Origin of the sequence: Anseongella ginsenosidimutans, from assembly GCF_008033235.1 — a bacterium.
In the GTDB taxonomy this organism is placed as follows: domain Bacteria; phylum Bacteroidota; class Bacteroidia; order Sphingobacteriales; family Sphingobacteriaceae; genus Anseongella; species Anseongella ginsenosidimutans.
The window spans coordinates 266,411-284,901 of the sequence record NZ_CP042432.1 but is presented as its reverse complement, the minus strand read 5'-3'; the positions used below and the strand labels follow the sequence as shown (position 1 = coordinate 284,901).

At 50.7% G+C, this 18,491-nt stretch carries 11 protein-coding genes; 7 read left to right on the top strand and 4 right to left on the bottom strand.

Translation table 11 applies throughout. The features are described from left to right. The first annotated feature begins 1 nt into the window (after window position 1). From FRZ59_RS01265 to FRZ59_RS01245, 5 genes are read left to right on the top strand one after another with little or no spacing between them, the layout of a single operon-like run. Window positions 2–706 carry a DUF5013 domain-containing protein gene (locus FRZ59_RS01265; RefSeq protein WP_147698203.1) on the top strand — a complete coding sequence of 235 codons (705 nt, stop codon included), beginning with the start codon at window positions 2–4 and terminating at the stop codon, window positions 704–706. Then, on the top strand, window positions 703–1,920 hold the full coding sequence (locus FRZ59_RS01260) for a sugar MFS transporter (RefSeq protein ID WP_132127670.1): 1,218 nt from the start codon (window positions 703–705) through the stop codon (window positions 1,918–1,920). Before FRZ59_RS01265 ends, FRZ59_RS01260 begins: the two co-directional genes overlap by 4 nt. 52 nt (window positions 1,921–1,972) lie before the next feature. Continuing rightward, a complete protein-coding gene (locus FRZ59_RS01255; RefSeq protein ID WP_158640482.1) occupies window positions 1,973–4,645 on the top strand; it encodes an alpha-L-rhamnosidase in 2,673 nt (890 codons plus the stop codon). Window positions 4,646–4,669: 24 nt separating this feature from the next. After that, window positions 4,670–6,505 (top strand): hypothetical protein, encoded by a 1,836-nt coding sequence (locus FRZ59_RS01250; protein WP_132127672.1) that lies wholly within the window; start codon window positions 4,670–4,672, stop codon window positions 6,503–6,505. Beyond that, window positions 6,495–7,877, top strand: a complete 1,383-nt coding sequence (locus FRZ59_RS01245) for an alpha/beta hydrolase family protein (protein WP_132127673.1) — start codon at window positions 6,495–6,497, stop codon at window positions 7,875–7,877. Before FRZ59_RS01250 ends, FRZ59_RS01245 begins: the two co-directional genes overlap by 11 nt. A 103-nt stretch (window positions 7,878–7,980) precedes the next feature. Here the strand turns inward: FRZ59_RS01245 and FRZ59_RS01240 are convergent, their stop codons facing one another. Beyond that, window positions 7,981–8,361 carry a DoxX family membrane protein gene (locus tag FRZ59_RS01240; RefSeq protein ID WP_132127674.1) on the bottom strand — a complete coding sequence of 127 codons (381 nt, stop codon included), beginning with the start codon at window positions 8,359–8,361 and terminating at the stop codon, window positions 7,981–7,983. 304 nt (window positions 8,362–8,665) lie between these two features. Here FRZ59_RS01240 and FRZ59_RS01235 point away from each other — a divergent pair, with 304 nt between their 5' ends. Next, window positions 8,666–11,149: a TonB-dependent receptor gene (locus tag FRZ59_RS01235; RefSeq protein ID WP_132127675.1), complete on the top strand. Its 2,484-nt coding sequence runs from the start codon at window positions 8,666–8,668 to the stop codon at window positions 11,147–11,149. 17 nt (window positions 11,150–11,166) lie between these two features. Then, window positions 11,167–12,396 (top strand): DUF4374 domain-containing protein, encoded by a 1,230-nt coding sequence (locus FRZ59_RS01230; protein WP_132127676.1) that lies wholly within the window; start codon window positions 11,167–11,169, stop codon window positions 12,394–12,396. Window positions 12,397–12,572: 176 nt separating this feature from the next. Here FRZ59_RS01230 and FRZ59_RS01225 read toward each other — a convergent pair whose 3' ends face one another. The 3 genes from FRZ59_RS01225 to FRZ59_RS01215 form a co-directional block, all read right to left on the bottom strand. Beyond that, on the bottom strand, window positions 12,573–14,117 hold the full coding sequence (locus tag FRZ59_RS01225; protein ID WP_132127677.1) for a RagB/SusD family nutrient uptake outer membrane protein: 1,545 nt from the start codon (window positions 14,115–14,117) through the stop codon (window positions 12,573–12,575). 26 nt (window positions 14,118–14,143) lie between these two features. Next, window positions 14,144–17,353 carry a SusC/RagA family TonB-linked outer membrane protein gene (locus FRZ59_RS01220; RefSeq protein ID WP_207910194.1) on the bottom strand — a complete coding sequence of 1,070 codons (3,210 nt, stop codon included), beginning with the start codon at window positions 17,351–17,353 and terminating at the stop codon, window positions 14,144–14,146. A 177-nt stretch (window positions 17,354–17,530) separates the two neighbouring features. Further along, the gene (locus FRZ59_RS01215) at window positions 17,531–18,484 is read right to left on the bottom strand and encodes a FecR family protein (RefSeq protein ID WP_147698202.1); all 954 of its coding nucleotides are present in this window, start codon (window positions 18,482–18,484) and stop codon (window positions 17,531–17,533) included. Window positions 18,485–18,491 lie beyond the last annotated feature (7 nt).

Sequence of the window (18,491 nt, the reverse complement as noted above, 5' to 3'; positions counted from 1 at the left end):
AGTGACGGCCTCTTTTCTCCGCCAGCAGCTGCCCTTGCAGCGATCGATGACTGCCCGGTATTTTAAGGTAACGGTAAACTCCGCGATGGACCCGGGTGCTATGCAAGTAGGTTTCGCTGAGATCGATGCCTACAATACGCTGAATGAAAGCGGCGCCAATGGCTATACGCTAGCGACACCTATAGAGTTGGCAAATGCAAAAGCGCCATTTACCGGCGATGGTTCGGATTTGCTGCCGGCCGTGGGCGCGGGCAGAATGCAACAGGCAGCCGGGTGGACGCATAATTCGGATGCCATTATAAGTTATGATAATAGCACCCAGGCGATGAACACGTTCTGCGCGCCGGTTTGGGGAGCGCCGCCGGTTAGCAATGGTAAGATCCATCAGACGGTGACCCTTCAACCGGGCCGTTACTTGTTAAAAATTGAATCGGGAGCTGCTCAGGGGCCGGCGGAAATATACGGAGTGGCGGCTATAGGGGAATCTTTGCCGGATTATACAGCGGTCCAGGCATCGCCGTCGACGATTCAATATGCAAACCTGATGGACAACCAGGATAAAACAGTAGAATTATTACTCAACATAATAGAGGAGTCACCGGTATCAATTGGAGTTGTATATAACCTCCATGACCAATATGGGGCAACAGGAGTACCCTGGACGCATTTTACGATAAAAGGATTTGACCTGCAAAAAATAGAATGATTCGCTACACGTTCCCCCTGGTCATGGTCACCACCTTGTTCTTTATGTGGGGACTGGCCATTAGTATGCTGGACGTACTAAATAAGCATTTTCAAGACGTACTGCAGGTGTCAAAGGGACAGTCGGGACTGGTACAGTTTGCCGTGTACGGCGCTTATTTTCTAATGGCCCTGCCCGCCGGATACTTCATGCGGCGTTTCGGTTATAAACGGGGGATTCTACTGGGGCTCTCATTATATGCGCTGGGAGCGTTTTTGTTTTACCCGGCTGCCCAGGCGGCAACGTTCGGTTTTTTCCTTACTGCGCTGTTTGTCATCGGATGCGGCCTGGCCATTATCGAAACGGCGGCGAATCCCTACGTGACTGTCCTGGGTAAACCTGAAGGCGCTGTATTCCGGCTAAATCTTGCCCAGTCCTTCAATGGGCTGGGTGTTGTGCTGGGGCCGCTTATTGGCGGGCTGGTGCTTTTTGCCGGAGACAACAGTAGTACCGGGTTAATCTCCGTCCAGCAGCCTTATCTCGTAATTGGTTTGATCGTACTGGCATTGCTCCTTGTTTTTTCCTTCGTGAAACTTCCTGAGATCACATCCGGGGAGGAAACCCATACGGGGCCGATGGCGGGTGCGGCAGGGCCGGCCAAAAAACTATTTCAGCACCGGCATTTTGTGAATGGCCTTCTTGCCCAGTTTTTCTATATCGGCGCGCAGGCGGGTGTGTGGGGCTTTTTTATCAACTATGCGGTTGAGGAAGTGCCCGGTATGAACAATCAATCCGCATCATTTTACCTGTCGGCGGCAATGGTTTTATATACGGCTGGCCGTTTTCTGGGAACGGCCTTGCTCCGGTATGTAGAACCTGCTAAATTGCTGGCCGCCTATGCGATGATCGCGATCCTGTCATTGGTGCTTGTACTACTCAATTTGGGAATAATAGCTGTTTATGCGTTGATGGTTAATTGCTTTTGTATGAGTATCATGTTTCCCACCATCTTTGCGCTGGGATTAAAGGGCCTGGGCGGGGAAACCAAAAAAGCAGGCTCGTACATGATCATGAGCATTGTCGGCGGCGCATTGATTCCTCCGCTCATGGGCCTGATGGCGGATGCCACAGACATATCGAAAGCTTTTGTATTACCAGGCATCAGCTTTATCATCGTATTCTGGTATGCAAAGTGGGGTCACCGAAAAGAACGTAGCGATGAAGCAAGGAATTAATTTAAGGAATAAGTGGGCAATACTACGGTTGTTTGTCTTACCGGTTTTGTTGATGGGGGTTGCGGTCAGCCCCGCCCGGGGGAAAGACGATCTGCGATTGACGGATCTGAAAGTAGAATATGCAGGTAACCCGATTGGCCTGATGGTAAAAAAACCGCAGTTCAGCTGGGCGTTCCATGGTCACCTGCCAAATATCAGGCAGCAAGCCTACCAGGTGCTGGTGGCTGACTCGCCGGAAAAGCTGGCTGAATCGGAAGGAAACATCTGGGACAGCGGAGTGGTGCAATCCGCTCAATCCGTTGGCGTTTTATTCGCGGGACAGGATTTAAAGAGCCAGGCAACGTATTACTGGAAGGTCAGGGTTTGGGAAGAGCATAGCGGGCGCGTACTGGAAAGTGATGTCGCTTTTTTCGGGACCGCCCTGTTAAATGAGTCTGACTGGCAGGCCGACTGGGTAGGGTTCCCATTTGGCTGGGTAGGCAAAGTCCTCTATTTCCGCCATGTATTCCATTGTCCGGCAGAGGTCGTTTCAGCCAAAGTGTATCTTGCGGGGATCGGGTACCACGAACTATCTATCAACGGGAAAAAGGCAGGGCTAAATGTCCTTGACCCCGCTACGAGTGATTATTCTAAACGGGTTTACTATACCACGTTCGATGTGACAGATCTTCTTGTAAAAGATAATGTCATGTTAATCTCGGTGGCGCCCGGCTGGTACGGGATACCGAAGTTGAGGCTGCAGATGGACCTGGCCTTTGCCGACGGAACCACCAGGCGAATCACGTCAAATGATATCCGCCGGGTCACAACAGGGCCCACCGTTCGATCGGGGATCCTCGACGGCGAATACTACGATGCCCGTTTGGAGCATGAAAACTGGCTGCTTCCCACGGATACCATTATCAAAGGCCTTCCGAATGAAACCTGGGGATACGCGCCAATTGTGGAGCCGCCGGGAGGCAAGATGGTATCGCAGCACCTGCAGCCCATACAGGTGGTTGAAGCGTTTCACCCGGTAGCGATCAACGAGGTTTCACCGGGCGTTTATGTGCTGGATGCCGGTCAGAATCTTGCGGGATGGATGTCTTTACGCGTACAGGGTAAACGCGGAGATGTGATTACCATGAGATTTGCGGAAACATGCTACCCCGACGGCACCGTCAATCAGGAAAACCTGAGAACCGCCGAGGCCACTGATACCTATGTACTTAAGGGCGACCCCATGGGTGAAGCATGGGAGCCGAAATTCACCTACCATGGCTTCCGGTATGTACAGGTGGAAGGCTACCGGACCAAGCCCGTTCTAACGGACTTTACCATAAAGCGGGTGCGGTCCGCCGTGGCGAACGCCGGTCAGTTCACGAGCAGCAATGAGTTGCTGAATGCCATTTGGTTAATGGTTAAGCGTACCGAAGCAAGCAATCTGCACAGTATCCCTACGGACTGCCCGCAGCGGGATGAACGCATGGGCTGGATGAATGATATGACGCCGAGGATTGAGCAGGCCATTTATAATTTTGATATGTCGCGGTTTTATCCAAAATACCTGGATGACGTCGCCGACACCCAGGATGAATTGGGCCGGATTGCCGACACCGCTCCCTACAGGTACGGCGCCCGGCCGGCGGATCCCGTATCGGCAAGTTACCTGCTGCTGGCGCTGAAAACCTACGAGTATTACGGAAACCGTACCATAATCAGCCAGCATTACCAGGGGATGAAAGCCTGGGTGGATTACCTGGCTACCCGTACAAAAGACGGGATTGTTGAATACAGCTATTACGGTGATTGGGCGCCTCCTGCCGCTTTTGGCGTGGAAGGGGCCGGATATGGCGCCATTTCCAAAAATACGCCTGGTGATCTGATATCCACCGGCTTTCTGTATTACTGCGCAGGTATCATCGCTGACATGGCGGAGATCACCGGTAATGAACAAGACGTGATCACTTACCGTCGCCTGGCGGAAAAAACCGGAGCTGCGTTTAATAAACGCTTTTGGAAGGAAGAGCTGGGAGGCTACGGTTCTAATAATCAATCCTGCAATTCCTTTGCGCTTTTTTTTGGCTTAGCCGATGGTGAACGGAAGCGCAGGACCCTGGAGAGCCTGGTGAAAGACGTGGTTGACCGGGGATACCATCTGACTACCGGAAACATCTGTACAAAATACCTGCTGGAGGTACTCACTGAAAACGGACACATTGATGTGGCCTACAAGATTGCCGCGCAGGACACTTACCCGAGTTGGGGTTATATGCTTGCAAACGGTGCTACTACCTTATGGGAAAGGTGGGAATACGCCACAGGCGGCTCCATGAACTCGCACAATCATCCCATGATGGGATCGGTTGGTTCCTGGTTTTACAAATACCTGCTGGGTATCGTCCCTTCGGCCGCCAAACCGGGATTTGAGGAATTCGTGATCAAACCACATGTGCCCACGGAACTGGATTCCTGCAGCGGAAGCTACCAGTCTGTCCGGGGCGAGATCAAAAGCGCCTGGAATAAGAAACCGGATGGCCGGCTTCATGTAGCAGTTAGCATTCCGGGCAATAGTACGGCCACCGTGTATGTGCCTGCAACCGGCCTTAGCAAATTGACCGTAGACGGAAAATCTTATCGAAAGCATCCTTATGCAGTTTATGAAGGGTATGAGGGCGGCTACGCGGTATTCACCCTGCCTTCAGGGAACTATCGTTTTGAATCGGATTGGAATAAAGCGCATTAAATTTCCGCGAAACATTTTATCAGCATGAAATATTTTATTTGTATCGTCTTCGCCTGGCCATTCGCCTTTTTCGCATTGGCACAGGACAAATCTGTTTCCCGGGTTGATGAACATCATTTTTCCTTGATGAATCTTTCCGGCACGGATGCCTTAGGCAGGCGGATCGGAACAGTAAGGGAAACGCCAGGCCCTTCGAAATACGTAGGCGTTTTTTATTCCGTCTGGTTGGGCCAGCATCAGTCCCAGCAGCGGGCAATATACGATATCCAGCAACTGCTGAATACAAAGCCCTCAGCGTTGGACGATCCGCGGGGTACCCCTGAAAGCCCCTTACATGAATTTCATTTCTGGGGCGAGCCATTGTATGGTTATTACAGCATGAGCGACCCTTGGGTGGTTACCCGCCACATAGAATTACTCACCAACGCAAGCATCGATTACCTATGCATTGACGCCACCAATACGGTGGTCTATGATTCTTCCACGTTAAATTTACTGGACGCATTATTGACTTTCCAGGAACAGGGATTTTCCGTTCCCAGGGTGGTTTTTTATACGAATACACGATCCGGAACTACTGTGGAAACGCTCTATGAGCGCTTTTATAAATCAGGAAAATACGATGCGATCTGGTTCAAACCGAAGGGAAAGCCGATGATCGTCGGGATCACCGAAGCCAACGGAAACGCCTCAGATATGACCCGGTACCAGGCGCAGAACCAGGAAGGCGGGGTATATGTTGATTTTATCCGCCCCGCGATGAAGCGTTATTTCGATGTCAGGGAATCGCAATGGCCAAACGGGGAATACAACGAGCATTCCTTACCCTGGATGAGCTGGCAGTATCCGCAGTGGAATCATAATGGTACGGTAGCGGTGCCCGTTGCGCAGCACAGTCATTCGGTGATAGCGGCAAGCAGTATGCATCCCGAATGCAGCCGGGGGTATAACCATATAACCCAAAAAGTTGAGCAGGACTGGACTGCAGGTGCTAATTTTCAAACAATGTGGGATGCCGTTTTCGCCAGTCAAAAGAGGGTGGACAACGTGTTGGTTACCTCTTTCAATGAATGGATGGCCATTAAATACGCCAAAGATTCCGGCGATGTCTTTTTCGTGGACGTGTATAACCATGAGTTCTCCCGCGATATAGAAATGATGAAGGGGGGATATCATGATAATTTTTATTTACAGCTGGTTCAAAACGTAAGGAAGTTTAAGTACGCTGACAAAGCCGGTAACGTTCACAACGGCGGCACACCGCAAAAAGCCAGGATTGATATCCGCCGGGATAATGCCGGGGCCTGGCAAAAAGTCAGGGCAACGTACGCCGATTTCGCCGGCGATGCGCTTCCAAGAAATTTTTCCAACGCAGCCGGAACGGGCAAATATATTGACCAAAGCAATCGGAATGATATTACAGAGATCAAAGTAACCCACGACAAAGAAAACCTGTATTTCAGGATAAAAACGGCTGCCGGTATCACCCCCTATAACGGATCAGATCTTAACTGGATGAATATATTGATCCGATCGCATGGAAGTAAAGATTTCGAGGGGTATCAGTATATCGTTAACCGGCGGCCCGAAGCAGGAACCGTAGCCGGCCCGGGAACAACCAGCGTCGAAAGATCTTCCGGCGGTTATAATTGGGTAAATGCCGGCGAGGCGGAGTATGTGATAAAGGGCAACCTGATGCAGGTAGCTATTCCCCTGGCAGCCTTGGGATTGTCGGCAGGCGATTGCGCAATCGAATTCAAAGTTGCCGATAATGTCACGGAGTACGATGATATTATGGATTATTATGTTACAGGCGACAGCGCGCCCCTGGGACGATTAAATTTCAGTTATGGTCAATAGGTATAATATTCGGGATCGTTTCGCGGTCGTGCTGATAGTGTTTCTTCTGAGCCTTTCGGGGCAGGTTCGCGGGCAAGTTTCAGCGCAGGTTAAGCAGACAGCTGTTATTCGGGACGCTGCTACTAATGTGAGGCTGCCTTCGCAAGTTCGTATACAACAGACGGCAAACGGCGCCGTGTATCGTGTGGTTGTGAAAAATGCCGGCGCCGCCGATTCCGCGGTGTATAATGTATTTATTCCCGAGGGCGTAGATACCGTTCGTGGAGTGTTTATTCACCAACACGGCTGCGGTATGGAAGGACGAGGCGTATCAAGCGCCTATGACGTGCAATACCAGGCATTCGCCAAAAAATGGAGGTTGGCGATCGTTGGGCCCGATCTGTACTATAAATCGGGATGCTACGAGTGGCGGGACCCCGAATCAGGCTCGGGCCCATCCTTGCTGACGGCGTTTGAGAAAATTGGAAAAGCATCCAACCATCCGGAACTGAAAGATTCGCCCTGGCTATTGTGGGGGCATTCCGGCGGCGGATACTGGGTATTGGCGATGATGAAAAATTATCCCGCCAGGATATTGGCGGCCTTTTGCTATTCGCCCGCTTTTGACCCGTCCTGGGATTACCCGGAAGAAGCCCTGAAAATACCGGTAATGATCCGCCATGCCGGTGCAAACGACAGCAATTCACCAAATGGAAAATGCTGGGAAACAGCGATCAATTCCTTTCACAAATTAAGGTCGGCGGGTGGGCTCGCCAGCATTACCTATACGCCTTATCAAAATCACAATTACAGCTTTGTTCGCTATATGGCCATTCCCTTTTATGAGTCTGTGCTGGCAAAGCGGCTTCCAAAAGGTGAGGCGGTTTCATTTAAGGCCCTGAGGGATATCGATAAATCCGGCAGCTGGTTAGGTGATACCCTGTTATTGAATACCTATAAGTACACGGGATATCCCAAAAAACGCCGGGAGTTATCCTGGCTGCCAGATTCGGTTACGGCGGCTAAATGGAAAGAATACAGCATCACAGGAACGGTCGTTGACCGGACGCCGCCGCCGGCGCCTTACGGTTTGGAGCGAAAACGCCTGCATAATGTGGCGGTAGAATTGCGCTGGAAAGCAGATGCTGACATCGAGTCCGGCATCAAGCACTTCAACATCTATAAGGGCAGCCAGCTGATCGCCCGGTTTCCCCGGCACGGCGTATATCAGCGTTTCGATACCAATGGAGATGACGCAATACCCATGTCGGATTTGCCGGAAATGAAAACGGTGGTTATTCTGCCGGTAGGTGAACACAAGGATATTACGGTCAGCACTGTTAACCATTTTGACCTGGAGTCGCCCAAAATGACGGTTCCAGCGTTTGAATAGTAGTTGCCACACTCACGGCTGCAGCAGCTCCCGGTGTAACCATCACTTACCCGGTATTCACCTGGTACAGCGCTTCCTGCGAAAAATATGTTGCCGTACCGTTCTACTCCGCAATGAGGGCCAGGTATCGCCGGCGGTTTTCGATCATGACCCAGACAAGAATGATCAAAAGCACAATGGCCATGGGCAATCCGGAAGGGGCAACGAGCAGGTGTGCTAAAAATATACCCGCCATTACAGGTAAGATAACAAGGGCTCCCAACGCTCTCGTTTTCCTGAATATGAACAGCGCGCCGCCTACGATCTCCACCACGGCAATCAGGGGCATCAGCCAAACGATTCCCATCATATGCATGGACATGTCGATCACCGGCTGCGGCATGTCCTCAGGAACCGGCATATAGTTAAAGAATTTATTAAGCCCCGCATTAATGAACATGAGGCCGAAAAGGAGGCTGACAACGAATAGAATCTTACTTTTCATGATTGTGTGATTTATATATTCATTTATATAGCTTAAAGTTAACAGCTTCCATAAAATATCATTGCATCGGGGAACAAATTTTTCAGATGGAGTGCCTTGATATTAAGGGGCTTCTGCCGCTGTTTTTCGGGCGTTGAATATAAAATCAGCTTCTTTATTTAGACTTATTAAAAATAATAATATCTTTGCCGCATGAAAAGGGCCATGCAGCTGCGAACTGCACGGCCCGAATGTCGCGTCTCTGACCCGACAGTTTAGCCGGACGGATCCGGCCTACTTTTAACACGGTTTATTATTAAAAGCAATGCAAGGTAAGAAACTTTTGCTTTCGGGAATATTGTGCGCCTTCTCTTTCTTATGTTTTTCCCAGAGTAATTCCACAGGCAGTATTAGCGGACGTGTTACGGACCCCTCAGGGCAGCCGGTTCCGGGAGCTTTTATTCAGCTGGGCGGGCCTGATGGTGCGGGCGGGCCGCGAGAATCAGGTGGGACGCAAGAATCGGGCGGGCTGGATGGACGAGGCGGGCCTGATGGTGCGAATGCCGCGGATGGACGCGGCCCCGGGGTGGTTTCTGATGAACAGGGCCGGTATCTTCTCCCGGGTATTGCGCCGGGCACGCATGTTGTTTACGTAACTGCCCTGGGATTCAGGGCCTGGAGCCGCAAAGTTGAGGTTTCCGCCGGGGTAGTGCAGACCCTAAGTGTTTCCCTGGAAGTTCAAACCGACAAACTGGAAGAAGTAACGGTGATCGGCTATTCCAAAAACCAGGAAGTGAACCGGCAGGCCTATAACGTTACTTCTATTGATGCCCGCTCGCTGCATAATTCAACACTGGATCTTTCCCATGCACTGGACCGGGTTTCGGGTGTGCGGGTTCGCGAAACCGGCGGGGTTGGCTCCAATTTTACTTTTTCGCTGAACGGTTTTACGGGCAACCATGTGCGGTTTTTTATTGACGGCATTCCCATGGACAACTTCGGCTCTTCCTTTCAGATCAATAATATCCCCATCAATATTGCCGAACGCGTAGAGGTATATAAAGGAGTGGTCCCGGTCTGGCTCGGATCAGATGCACTAGGTGGAGCAGTAAATATTGTGACCGGCAACAGGCAAAGGAATTACCTGGATGTTTCTTATTCCTACGGTTCTTTTAATACCCACCGAAGCACCGTAAACGCGGCGGTTACCTCGCCTTCGGGACTGACTTTCCGGCTGAACGCATTTCAGAATTATTCGGACAATAACTATTGGGTAGAACCGGAAGTCTCCGATATTAATACAGGACAGTATTTCGGTACTCCCAGGATCAGGCGTTTTCATGACAACTATCACAACGAGACGGTGATCGCCAGCGTGGGAGTGGTGGATAAGCCTTATGCGGACAAGCTGCTGCTGGGAGTTACGCTGGGCCAGAATTATAAAGAGATTCAAACCGGTGCGAGAATGGTGTCCGTATTCGGGGCCTGGCACCGGAGGGGAAATATGCTGATGCCTACGTTAAAATATCAAAAACGTAACCTCCTGGTAAAAGGGCTGGACGTTACACTGAACGCGAATTATAATTTCGGCAAGGAGCAGAATATTGACACGCTGTTCAGAAGATATGACTGGTTTGGCAAATTCAAGGAGTACGAAGGAACCGGGGGCGAGCGCTCGCGAACCATGTACAAGTACGGCAATAATAACGGCCTGCTGACTTCCACATTCAGTTATCAGCTCAGCGATAAGCATTCCGTGACCCTTAATAACGTATTCTCTACTTTTGACCGGAAAGGAAAGGATGAGCTTTATCCGGAGAACGACAGCTACCAGCAGCCCCGCAAAACCAATAAGGATATCCTTGGCCTTGCCTACCGGTACGACCTGGCTAATAAATGGAGCGCAACCGTATTCGGGAAATTCCTGTGGCAGCAGGCAACAACCGGGGTGCGTTATAATCCGACCGGTAACTGGGGCGACGAGGCATTCAGGGATGAAACCAATGTCACGAAACAGCTTGGATACGGGGCCGCGGTCAGTTATTTTATCCGGCCTGAACTTCAGCTGAAAGCTTCCTATGAGAAAAGCAACCGGATGCCCGAGAACTACGAACTGTTTGGCGACCTGGAAAACCAGGAAGCTAATTTTGAGCTGAAGCCGGAAAGCAGCGATAATGTAAACCTGGGTGTGGCCTATTCTTTCGGCTTTCAAGACGATCACCGTTTCGCCCTTTCTGCAAATGCTATTTACCGGTACGCTACCGATTATATCTACAGCAGGCTGAATAATAACCAATCAAAACTGGTGGCGCAGAACCTTGACGGGGTTTCCAATATCGGTGGTGATGTCCAGGTCAGGTACTCCTTCAGGAACTGGCTTACAGCCGGGGTGAATATGACTTACCAGGATGTTCGCAATGAACAAAAATACGAGCCGAACTACACCGGCATCAGCCCTGTTTACCAGGATCGTATGCCAAATTTGCCCTTTCTTTTCGGCAATGGCGACGTATCCGTTTTCCTGAATGATGTAGGAAGAAAAGGAAATACGCTGAGTGTTGGTTATAACCTGCTGTACGTACACGCCTTTTACTTGTATTGGCCAAGCCGCGGAAATCGGGAGGGCAAGTACGATGTCCCGCAGCAGTGGGCGCACGATGCCAATATTGTGTACACCCTGGCGGACGGAAAGTATAACATCGCGCTGGAATGCAAGAACCTGACAGACGCCTTGCTTTACGATAATTTCAGCCTTCAAAAGCCCAGCCGGGCCTTCTTCCTGAAGCTTAGGTATTTTATTTCGAAATAATTTAATAAAAATAAAAAATGAAGATGCAGAAAATAGCTATTGCGTTAATCAGCGCCGGGCTTCTCCTGGGAGCCTGTTCCGAGGACGATACAACAGAAAACCCGGTTACCGGGGAAGGGCAGTTTATCCTGGCGGTAAGCCCGGTGGCAAGCACGGGAGTCGCCGATTACCTCCTGACTGCCGAAAATCTGGAAACAGGAACTATTTCAACAGCGGGCAACGGGATCGAACAGGATGGTACGTTTCGTTACTATGTAACCCATAATAACAGATTTTTCAGCATGCTCTACGGGCAGGGCAACCCGGGTGCGGTAACCGCTTACGAACTGAACAGACTTGGCCGGCTGGAAAAAGTCACCAATTTCCAGACAGAGACCGTGCAGGCTTTTGCGCCGGTAAACGACGATATTTTACTGATAAAAGTCCCGCGGAGCGGAGGCGAGGAGGCTTTGTGGTACCGGGTGGACAGTGAGCAACTGCTCATTGCGGATGAAGGCCAAACGAACATTGTAAAGCTGGCAGGCAATGGCGAGCGCGCGCATTTTACCTGGATCACGCAGGTGGGCGACAAGGTGTTCGCTCCTTATATGAGCATTAAGGGTTGCTGCGGTGATACCTTCGGCACGAGCTATCCTGACAGCGCCTGGGTAGCCGTCTATTCCTATCCGGATATGCAGCTTGAAACAGTGATCAAAGACGATCGTACCAGCTATATCGGCCGCTACTTTGAAAACGGGCTGGCCCTTGTCGAAAACGGTGACGTATACGCGTTCTCCAGCTCTGTCGCAACCAACGGAGAGGACCTTACTTCCACCAAGCCTTCCGCGATCACGCGTATCAGCGCAGGTACTACGGAATTTGATCAAAGTTATTATTTTAACATCGAAGAGGCCTCCGGGGGAAGCAATATCACTTCCTGGACCTATGTAGGGAACGGTAACGTGATCGCATTGCTGACTTCCCCGGCGGAAAAAGGCGGTTATGTTCAGGGCAAGCGCCTGGCTGCCATCAATCTGCAAAATAAAACCTTTAAATGGATCAGCGGGATGCCGGAAGTATCGGAAATCGAATCGGTGACGTCCAATAATTACACTCCCAAGGACGGGAAAACCGCATACATTGGCCTTACGCTGACAGACGGTATAAGCTATGTTTATAAAGCGGACGCCATTGCGGGAACAGCCACACAGGGGCTGAAGGTAGAAGGAGGCACATTAACCGCGATCAGCCGGCTGGAAAATAATTAATACCAGGCTTTACAGTTACCTCAGTACTGCATAAAACAGTACAGCATAAAAAAGCCCGGGCAGCCATTCGACTGCCCGGGCTTTTTTGCAGGGGGCTCGTTCAATACAGGAGCCCGTTCTATTACAGGAGACCCTTTTGCGGGGATTCGTTATATGCCACTTAACGAGCGCCGCAATTAATCATACCCCGGATTTTGCGGCGTAAGATTAGGATTGTTCTGCATCTCCTGGATCGGGATGGGGAAGAGCAGGTGTTTTTCCTGTAAAGCCTGGTTGGAGTTTAAATTAACGTGGCCTACAAAATTATCGAAGCCTTTGGTGGTTTCGTTAAATACTTTCCGCAAACGCACCATGTCAAACCAGGTGATGCCTTCATAGCACAGCTCATGCCAGCGCTCTTTCCATACCGCTTCCCTGAAGGTACTTTGGTTAAAGGCGCCCAGGGCGGGTGTGGCAAGGCCAGCCCGGTCCCGGATGCTTTTCAGCGCATTCAGCGCCTCGGCGGTAGGGCCGCTTATTTCGTTCTGCGCTTCGGCATATATTAGCAGCACTTCAGCATAACGGATCATGGGGACATTGAGGTTATCTTTTGCCGTACCTGCCTTTCCGGGACTGCCGTTCGCCGTCACGTTAAAGTGTTTGAAAATATAAGGCGCTCCCAGGTCAAACGGCTCGCCGTTACCGTTGGTATAATAGGTGGTATAAAAGTATCCTTCCTGGTCAACCGTACGGATATCCCCGGCTTCGTAGGATTCATAGAAAGAAAGGGTAGGTACCGTACTGCCTGTGCCGGAAGGCCCCCGGTAGGATACCGGCTTAAAGTTAGGGAACATATTTCCCATGGGATTGCCGGCTACGAGATCATTGTACTGAAGGCTGAAAATATGTTCCTTCGTATTGTCCAGGCTTTCGTCATGCACCTCGGAATAGGTAGCAAAAAGGCCGATGGTGCCGGGATCGTCAATGATCTCTTTGGCTTTGTCGGCGGCCAGCTGATAATAGGCTTCGCCTTTGTTCAGCGGGTGGCCGGCCATCGTGAGGTACACCTTGGACAACATGGCTTTGGCGGCAGCGGTAGAAACTCTTCCGCTTGCGTCCGTCCAGGGTAAACCTGCGGCTTCGGCTGCTTTCAGGTCCGCGATGATCTGTTCGTATACGGCTTCCTGCGGCGTCCTGACCGGGAAGAAATCTTCAGATGAAGCGGATTGAGGAGTAAGTACCAAAGGCACATCACCCCAAAGCCTGACGGCGTAAAAATAGGCCCAGGCCCGCAGGAAATGCGCTTCACCAAGAATGGTGGTTTTCTGCGCTTCATCCATGGGAGTAATGCCGGGAACCTTGTCAAGGGCCAGGTTTGCCTGCGCAATTACCCGGTAGATCCCCCTCCACCAGTTTTTTATATGCCCGGTATTGCCGTCCCAGGTAAGGGAATACAAGTTGTTCAGGTCAGAATTCTGAGCCGTTTCCGTGGTGGAAGTTCCCGTAGGGGCTTCCAGCAGCTGCCAGTTTGACGAAAAAATTCCGGCCCCGTCCCCGTAGAACCTTGTATTGTCATATACGGCGGCAATGGCCGCTTCCGCATGAGCCGGAATCGTATAGAAACTTTCCGGCGTGAGGTTGGAAGGATCTTGTTCGTCAAGAAAATCGGAACAACCGGCGCCGAGCAGCAGCATACCAGCCAGGAATATCTTGCCGGTGCTTTTTAATATCGTTGATTTCATGATAATTTTTCTAAAGTGTTAATGAATTATAACATGATCTGCAGGCCCAGCATGTACACCGTTGGTTTGGGATACTCATGCCATTTCATACCCTGTGAAAACACATTGTTGCTGTCATTTCCCCGGATAGGGGTGATCTCAGGATCGCCGATCACTTCATCGTTCACTATTAAAAAGAAGTTTTGCGTGGAAGCATAGATTCTAAGGCTGCTCAGACGCATCTTTTGGGCGACGCTCTGAGGAAAGGTATATCCCAGAAGGAGGTTCCTGCCGCGGATAAAGGAGCCGTCCTGAACCCACCAGGAATCCACGTTGGTCACGTATCCCGCCCGCGTATCACGTATCTGGGCAATCATGGTATTCTGGTTTTCAGGAGTCCAGGCATCCAATACCCTGGTATAGCTGTTAGCCAACGCCTGCCGGTCCTCGCTGGAATGCAGGTTCATATCCATGATATCATTGCCATACATAAACTGGAGGTCCAGGGTCAGGTCGAAATTCCCGTACCGCAGGTTATTGATAAAAGACCCCCAGCCTTTAGGGCTGCCGTTCCCGATGATCATCCTGTCCGCATCCGTAATGGCTTTGTCCCCGTTCACATCTTCATATTTGATGTCGCCCGGCAGTATGGTCAATCCATTCCGGTAGCTGGTAAACTGAGCTGCTTCCTCTTTTTCTTCGGTACTCCAAACGCCCAGGCGATTGAGCCCCCAGAAAGCGCCTGCCGGTTCCCCTTCGCGGATAATACTGGTTTCATTGGTGATCCCGGGGCCGCCTACGCCGAAAATATCTGCACGCGTGGCTAGCTCAAGCACTTTATTCTTATTAAAGGAAATATTGAACGAAGTATTCCATGAAAAGCGGTCAGTTTCAATGTTTACCGTCCTCAGCGCAAGTTCCAGCCCCTTGTTTTCCATTGATCCTATATTCCGCCGGATCGTGGCGTACCCGCTGGTTTGCGGCACGGGCGCATCCAGAAGCATATCCGTTGTTTTCCTGTAATAATAGTCGGCTTCCAGGGAGATTCTGCCATTATACAGGCCTAGTTCCGCTCCCACATCAAACTGGGCCGTTTTTTCCCACTTCAGATCAGGGTTTGCCAAACGGTTAATACCCGTGCCGCCAACTCTTGCTTCGTTGATAACGGCGGCGTATCCCGATCCCAGCAGGGAAAGGGAAGAATACGGCGGTATTTCGGAGTTGCCGGTAAGCCCGTAGCTGGTACGGATCTTCAGATTGGAAATAGCCTCGCTGTCCTGCATAAAATCTTCTTCGGACACTCTCCAGGCTACAGCGGCGGAAGGGAAGAATGCGTATTTGTTGTTTTCCCCGAACTTAGAAGAACCGTCCATACGACCTGTAAAGGTTGCCAGGTACTTGCCGTTCAAAATGTAGTTGAACCGTCCGAAGTAGGAATTAAGCGCCGACCTGTTCGCGCCCGAACCTACAGCCAGGTTCCTGCTGCCGGCTCCCAGGTTGTTATACGAAAAATAGTCCGTTGAAAACTCCCGGGCTTCTTCGGACATATTAAAGTAGTTTGATTCCTGCCAGGAAAGCCCAAGCATCCCGGTGAATGAATGGATCTCAGCAAAGGTTTTGTTGTAGGTCAGGTAATTTTCGAAAGACCAGAATGTTTCCCTTGCATTAGCAAGCCAGGCTCTTCCCTGCGATCCGATCTGGATGGTCCGCCCTTCGTACCGGTTGGTTTCCCGGGTGATCACGTTAGCGCCCAAAACCGTCCTTAATTCCAGGCCTTCAGCCAAGGTGATATTCGAAAAGACGCTTCCCAGCAGGGTTTGGGTATTCAGGATGAATTTCCGTTCCATCAGGTTGTGGACGGAACTCATCGTGCCTTCCGCAAAGGGGTAGTCCCGGTTGTCGGCGTAAGTCCCGTCTTCATAACGTACAGGCAGAAAGGGAAAGTCTTCCACCATCCGCCGCGGGATCTGGTCGTTATAGTCCACATTGTTTTCCGACTGGAAGTTATAATTGATCGTCGTACCTACTGCCAGCCAGTCCTTTACCTTGGTGTCTACCGCCAGCCTGCCTGAATAACGGTTAAGGAAGGAGTTCAGGTAAAGGCCTTCATCATCCCGGAAACCCAGCGATAAGGAGTAGGTGGTACGGTCATTGCCGCCGTTAAAGTTCAACTGGTGGTTTTGGGATAATTTACTCTGCGTTGATTCCTCAATCCAGTTGGTATCGTAATAGGGGTTCCCGTTACTGTCAAAAAGCCGCGGATCCGTTCTTTTTAAGGCAGGGTTTAAATCTGCCCATTTGCCTTCGGCCCAACCCTGGGGGTCAAACTTTTCCATATTTCTCCATGCCAGTTCTTCTACTGCCAGGTACTGCTCGGTATTCAGTACGTCCGGCTTGTTCGGGCCGTAGGTGTTTACGCCCAGATCGATGCTGTAGCTGATCCTTCCCTCGCCGGAATTTCCTCTCCTGGTAGTGATCAGGATTACCCCGTTCGCGCCTCTTGCTCCGTAAATGGCCGTGGATGAGGCATCTTTCAGCACTTCTACGGATACAATGTCATTTGGATTAATATAATCAATGGCTGAGCTGCGTTCCGCCTGGTTACCCACCGGCAATTGTACGCCGTCTACAACAAACAGGGGGTTGTTGGATGAGTTGATGGAGCTGAATCCGCGTATCCGGACATTGGTTTTTCCACCGGGGCGGCCGGAATTCACATTTACCTGGACGCCTGGTATCCTCCCGGCTATTGCCTGGTTAAGAGAGGTTACAGGGCGCTCCTGGAGTTGTTTTGCATTGACAGAGCCAACCGCGCCGGTCAGGTCGGATCGTTTTTGGGTTCCATACCCGATCACAACCACTTCTTCCAGGCCGGCTACGTCTTTTTCCAAAGCGGCATTAATAACTTCCTGACCGCCTATAGGCACTTCTTTGGATAAATACCCCAATAGAGAGAATACCAGGCTCGGCGATGAGGACTCGCCGGAAGACTCGATGCTGTAACGCCCGTCAGTATCTGTGGATACTCCTATGGTCGTTCCCTTAATAGTTACGCTTACACCCGGAAGGCCTTCTCCTGTTTCGGCATCGGTGACGATTCCCTTGATCTGTGATTGAAGGGCGCCGGGTAATTCGCCTTCCGGCAGGCCGGGCTCGTGCGCCAGCGCCGGGCTGGAACACAGAACGAACAGAAATAACTTGAGGGCGGTGATTTTCATGCAGAATGCGATGAAATCACGATTGATTCCTACTTTCATAAAGCTGTTTGGTTTAGTTAAATTATTGTTACATGAAATCCTGTTCCTTCAGGCCCGGGATATCCCGGCGAAGAAACAGGGCGGGGCGGGCCACGCGACATCGCGGCCTGCCGGGCTGTTTGGTTTAGTTTATGGTTTTAGCATATTAACAAAGGGTTTTTAAGATTAAAGAAGGGTTTATAAAGCCGTACACCCGTCACCGGATATAAATATTTTATTTTCTTCGCGCCTGTAACCGGCCCCGATGGACCTGCAGATCAGTCTTAGTTTCATGTCCAGCGTTTCATCGTTCAATGACGCGGTGAGCGTGCAATTACTCAGTGCATCATTTTCCAGCTGAATATCAAGCTGATAAGTTTTTTCCAAAAGATCCATCACTTCCGTAAACGGAGCGTCATTAAACTCAAAACGGGCTTCTTCCGCTATTTCCGCAGTGATATGGGGAACGCTTACCGGTACATCCAGTTTTACCATGGTCCTTTCGCTTATATTATATACCGCTTTCTGATTGGCGGCGAGCTGCAGGTCCTGCGAGGCTGACAGCGCTACCTTTCCTTCAGTTACTTCCACTTCCACCGTATGATCCTGGTCGTAGGCTTTAATATTGAATTTCGTGCCCAGGACACGGGTTACTACTTCTCCGGTATATACGATAAAAGGTTTACCGGGGTCTGAATGTACTTCAAAATAAGCCTCACCCTGAAGGGTAACTTCCCGCCGGTCCTGCCTGCCAAAATCTATATAGGAAAGTGTTCCCGCCGGCCGCAGCCAAACCAGGCTGGCATCAGGCAATGCAATGCAAAGGATATTATCCCCGGTATTATTAAAAACTATGCGGTTATCCTGCGGAGGCAGCGTTTTCAGGATGTCTGTCCCGGATGGCGCGAAAAAGAGATACAGCAACAACATACAAGCCGCTGCAGCCGCCGGCCAGAAAAATACCCGGAGATACCGTCTAAACTTGCCGGTTTGTTTTTCGGGCGGGAAGCTGCCGTATATGCCCAAGCGAATAGCCGACCAGAGCTTTTGTTTTAAGGTGTTTTCTTCTTCCTTTGACAGTTGTAAGGCTTTCCTTCCCCTCCCAGACTGCGATACCAACGCGCAATTGCCTCTTCTTCCTCCGCGCTGCATTGGCAGG

What these genes read in the sequence shown, in the direction of transcription:
- FRZ59_RS01260 (WP_132127670.1), top strand. Translation starts at nt 703, where the DNA reads ATGATTCGCTACACGTTCCCCCTGGTCATGGTCACCACCTTGTTCTTT.
- FRZ59_RS01255 (WP_158640482.1), top strand. Translation starts at nt 1,973, where the DNA reads ATGGGGGTTGCGGTCAGCCCCGCCCGGGGGAAAGACGATCTGCGATTG.
- FRZ59_RS01250 (WP_132127672.1), top strand. Translation starts at nt 4,670, where the DNA reads ATGAAATATTTTATTTGTATCGTCTTCGCCTGGCCATTCGCCTTTTTC.
- FRZ59_RS01245 (WP_132127673.1), top strand. Translation starts at nt 6,495, where the DNA reads ATGGTCAATAGGTATAATATTCGGGATCGTTTCGCGGTCGTGCTGATA.
- FRZ59_RS01240 (WP_132127674.1), bottom strand. Translation starts at nt 8,361, where the DNA reads ATGAAAAGTAAGATTCTATTCGTTGTCAGCCTCCTTTTCGGCCTCATG.
- FRZ59_RS01235 (WP_132127675.1), top strand. Translation starts at nt 8,666, where the DNA reads ATGCAAGGTAAGAAACTTTTGCTTTCGGGAATATTGTGCGCCTTCTCT.
- FRZ59_RS01230 (WP_132127676.1), top strand. Translation starts at nt 11,167, where the DNA reads ATGAAGATGCAGAAAATAGCTATTGCGTTAATCAGCGCCGGGCTTCTC.
- FRZ59_RS01225 (WP_132127677.1), bottom strand. Translation starts at nt 14,117, where the DNA reads ATGAAATCAACGATATTAAAAAGCACCGGCAAGATATTCCTGGCTGGT.
- FRZ59_RS01220 (WP_207910194.1), bottom strand. Translation starts at nt 17,353, where the DNA reads ATGAAAGTAGGAATCAATCGTGATTTCATCGCATTCTGCATGAAAATC.
- FRZ59_RS01215 (WP_147698202.1), bottom strand. Translation starts at nt 18,484, where the DNA reads ATGCAGCGCGGAGGAAGAAGAGGCAATTGCGCGTTGGTATCGCAGTCT.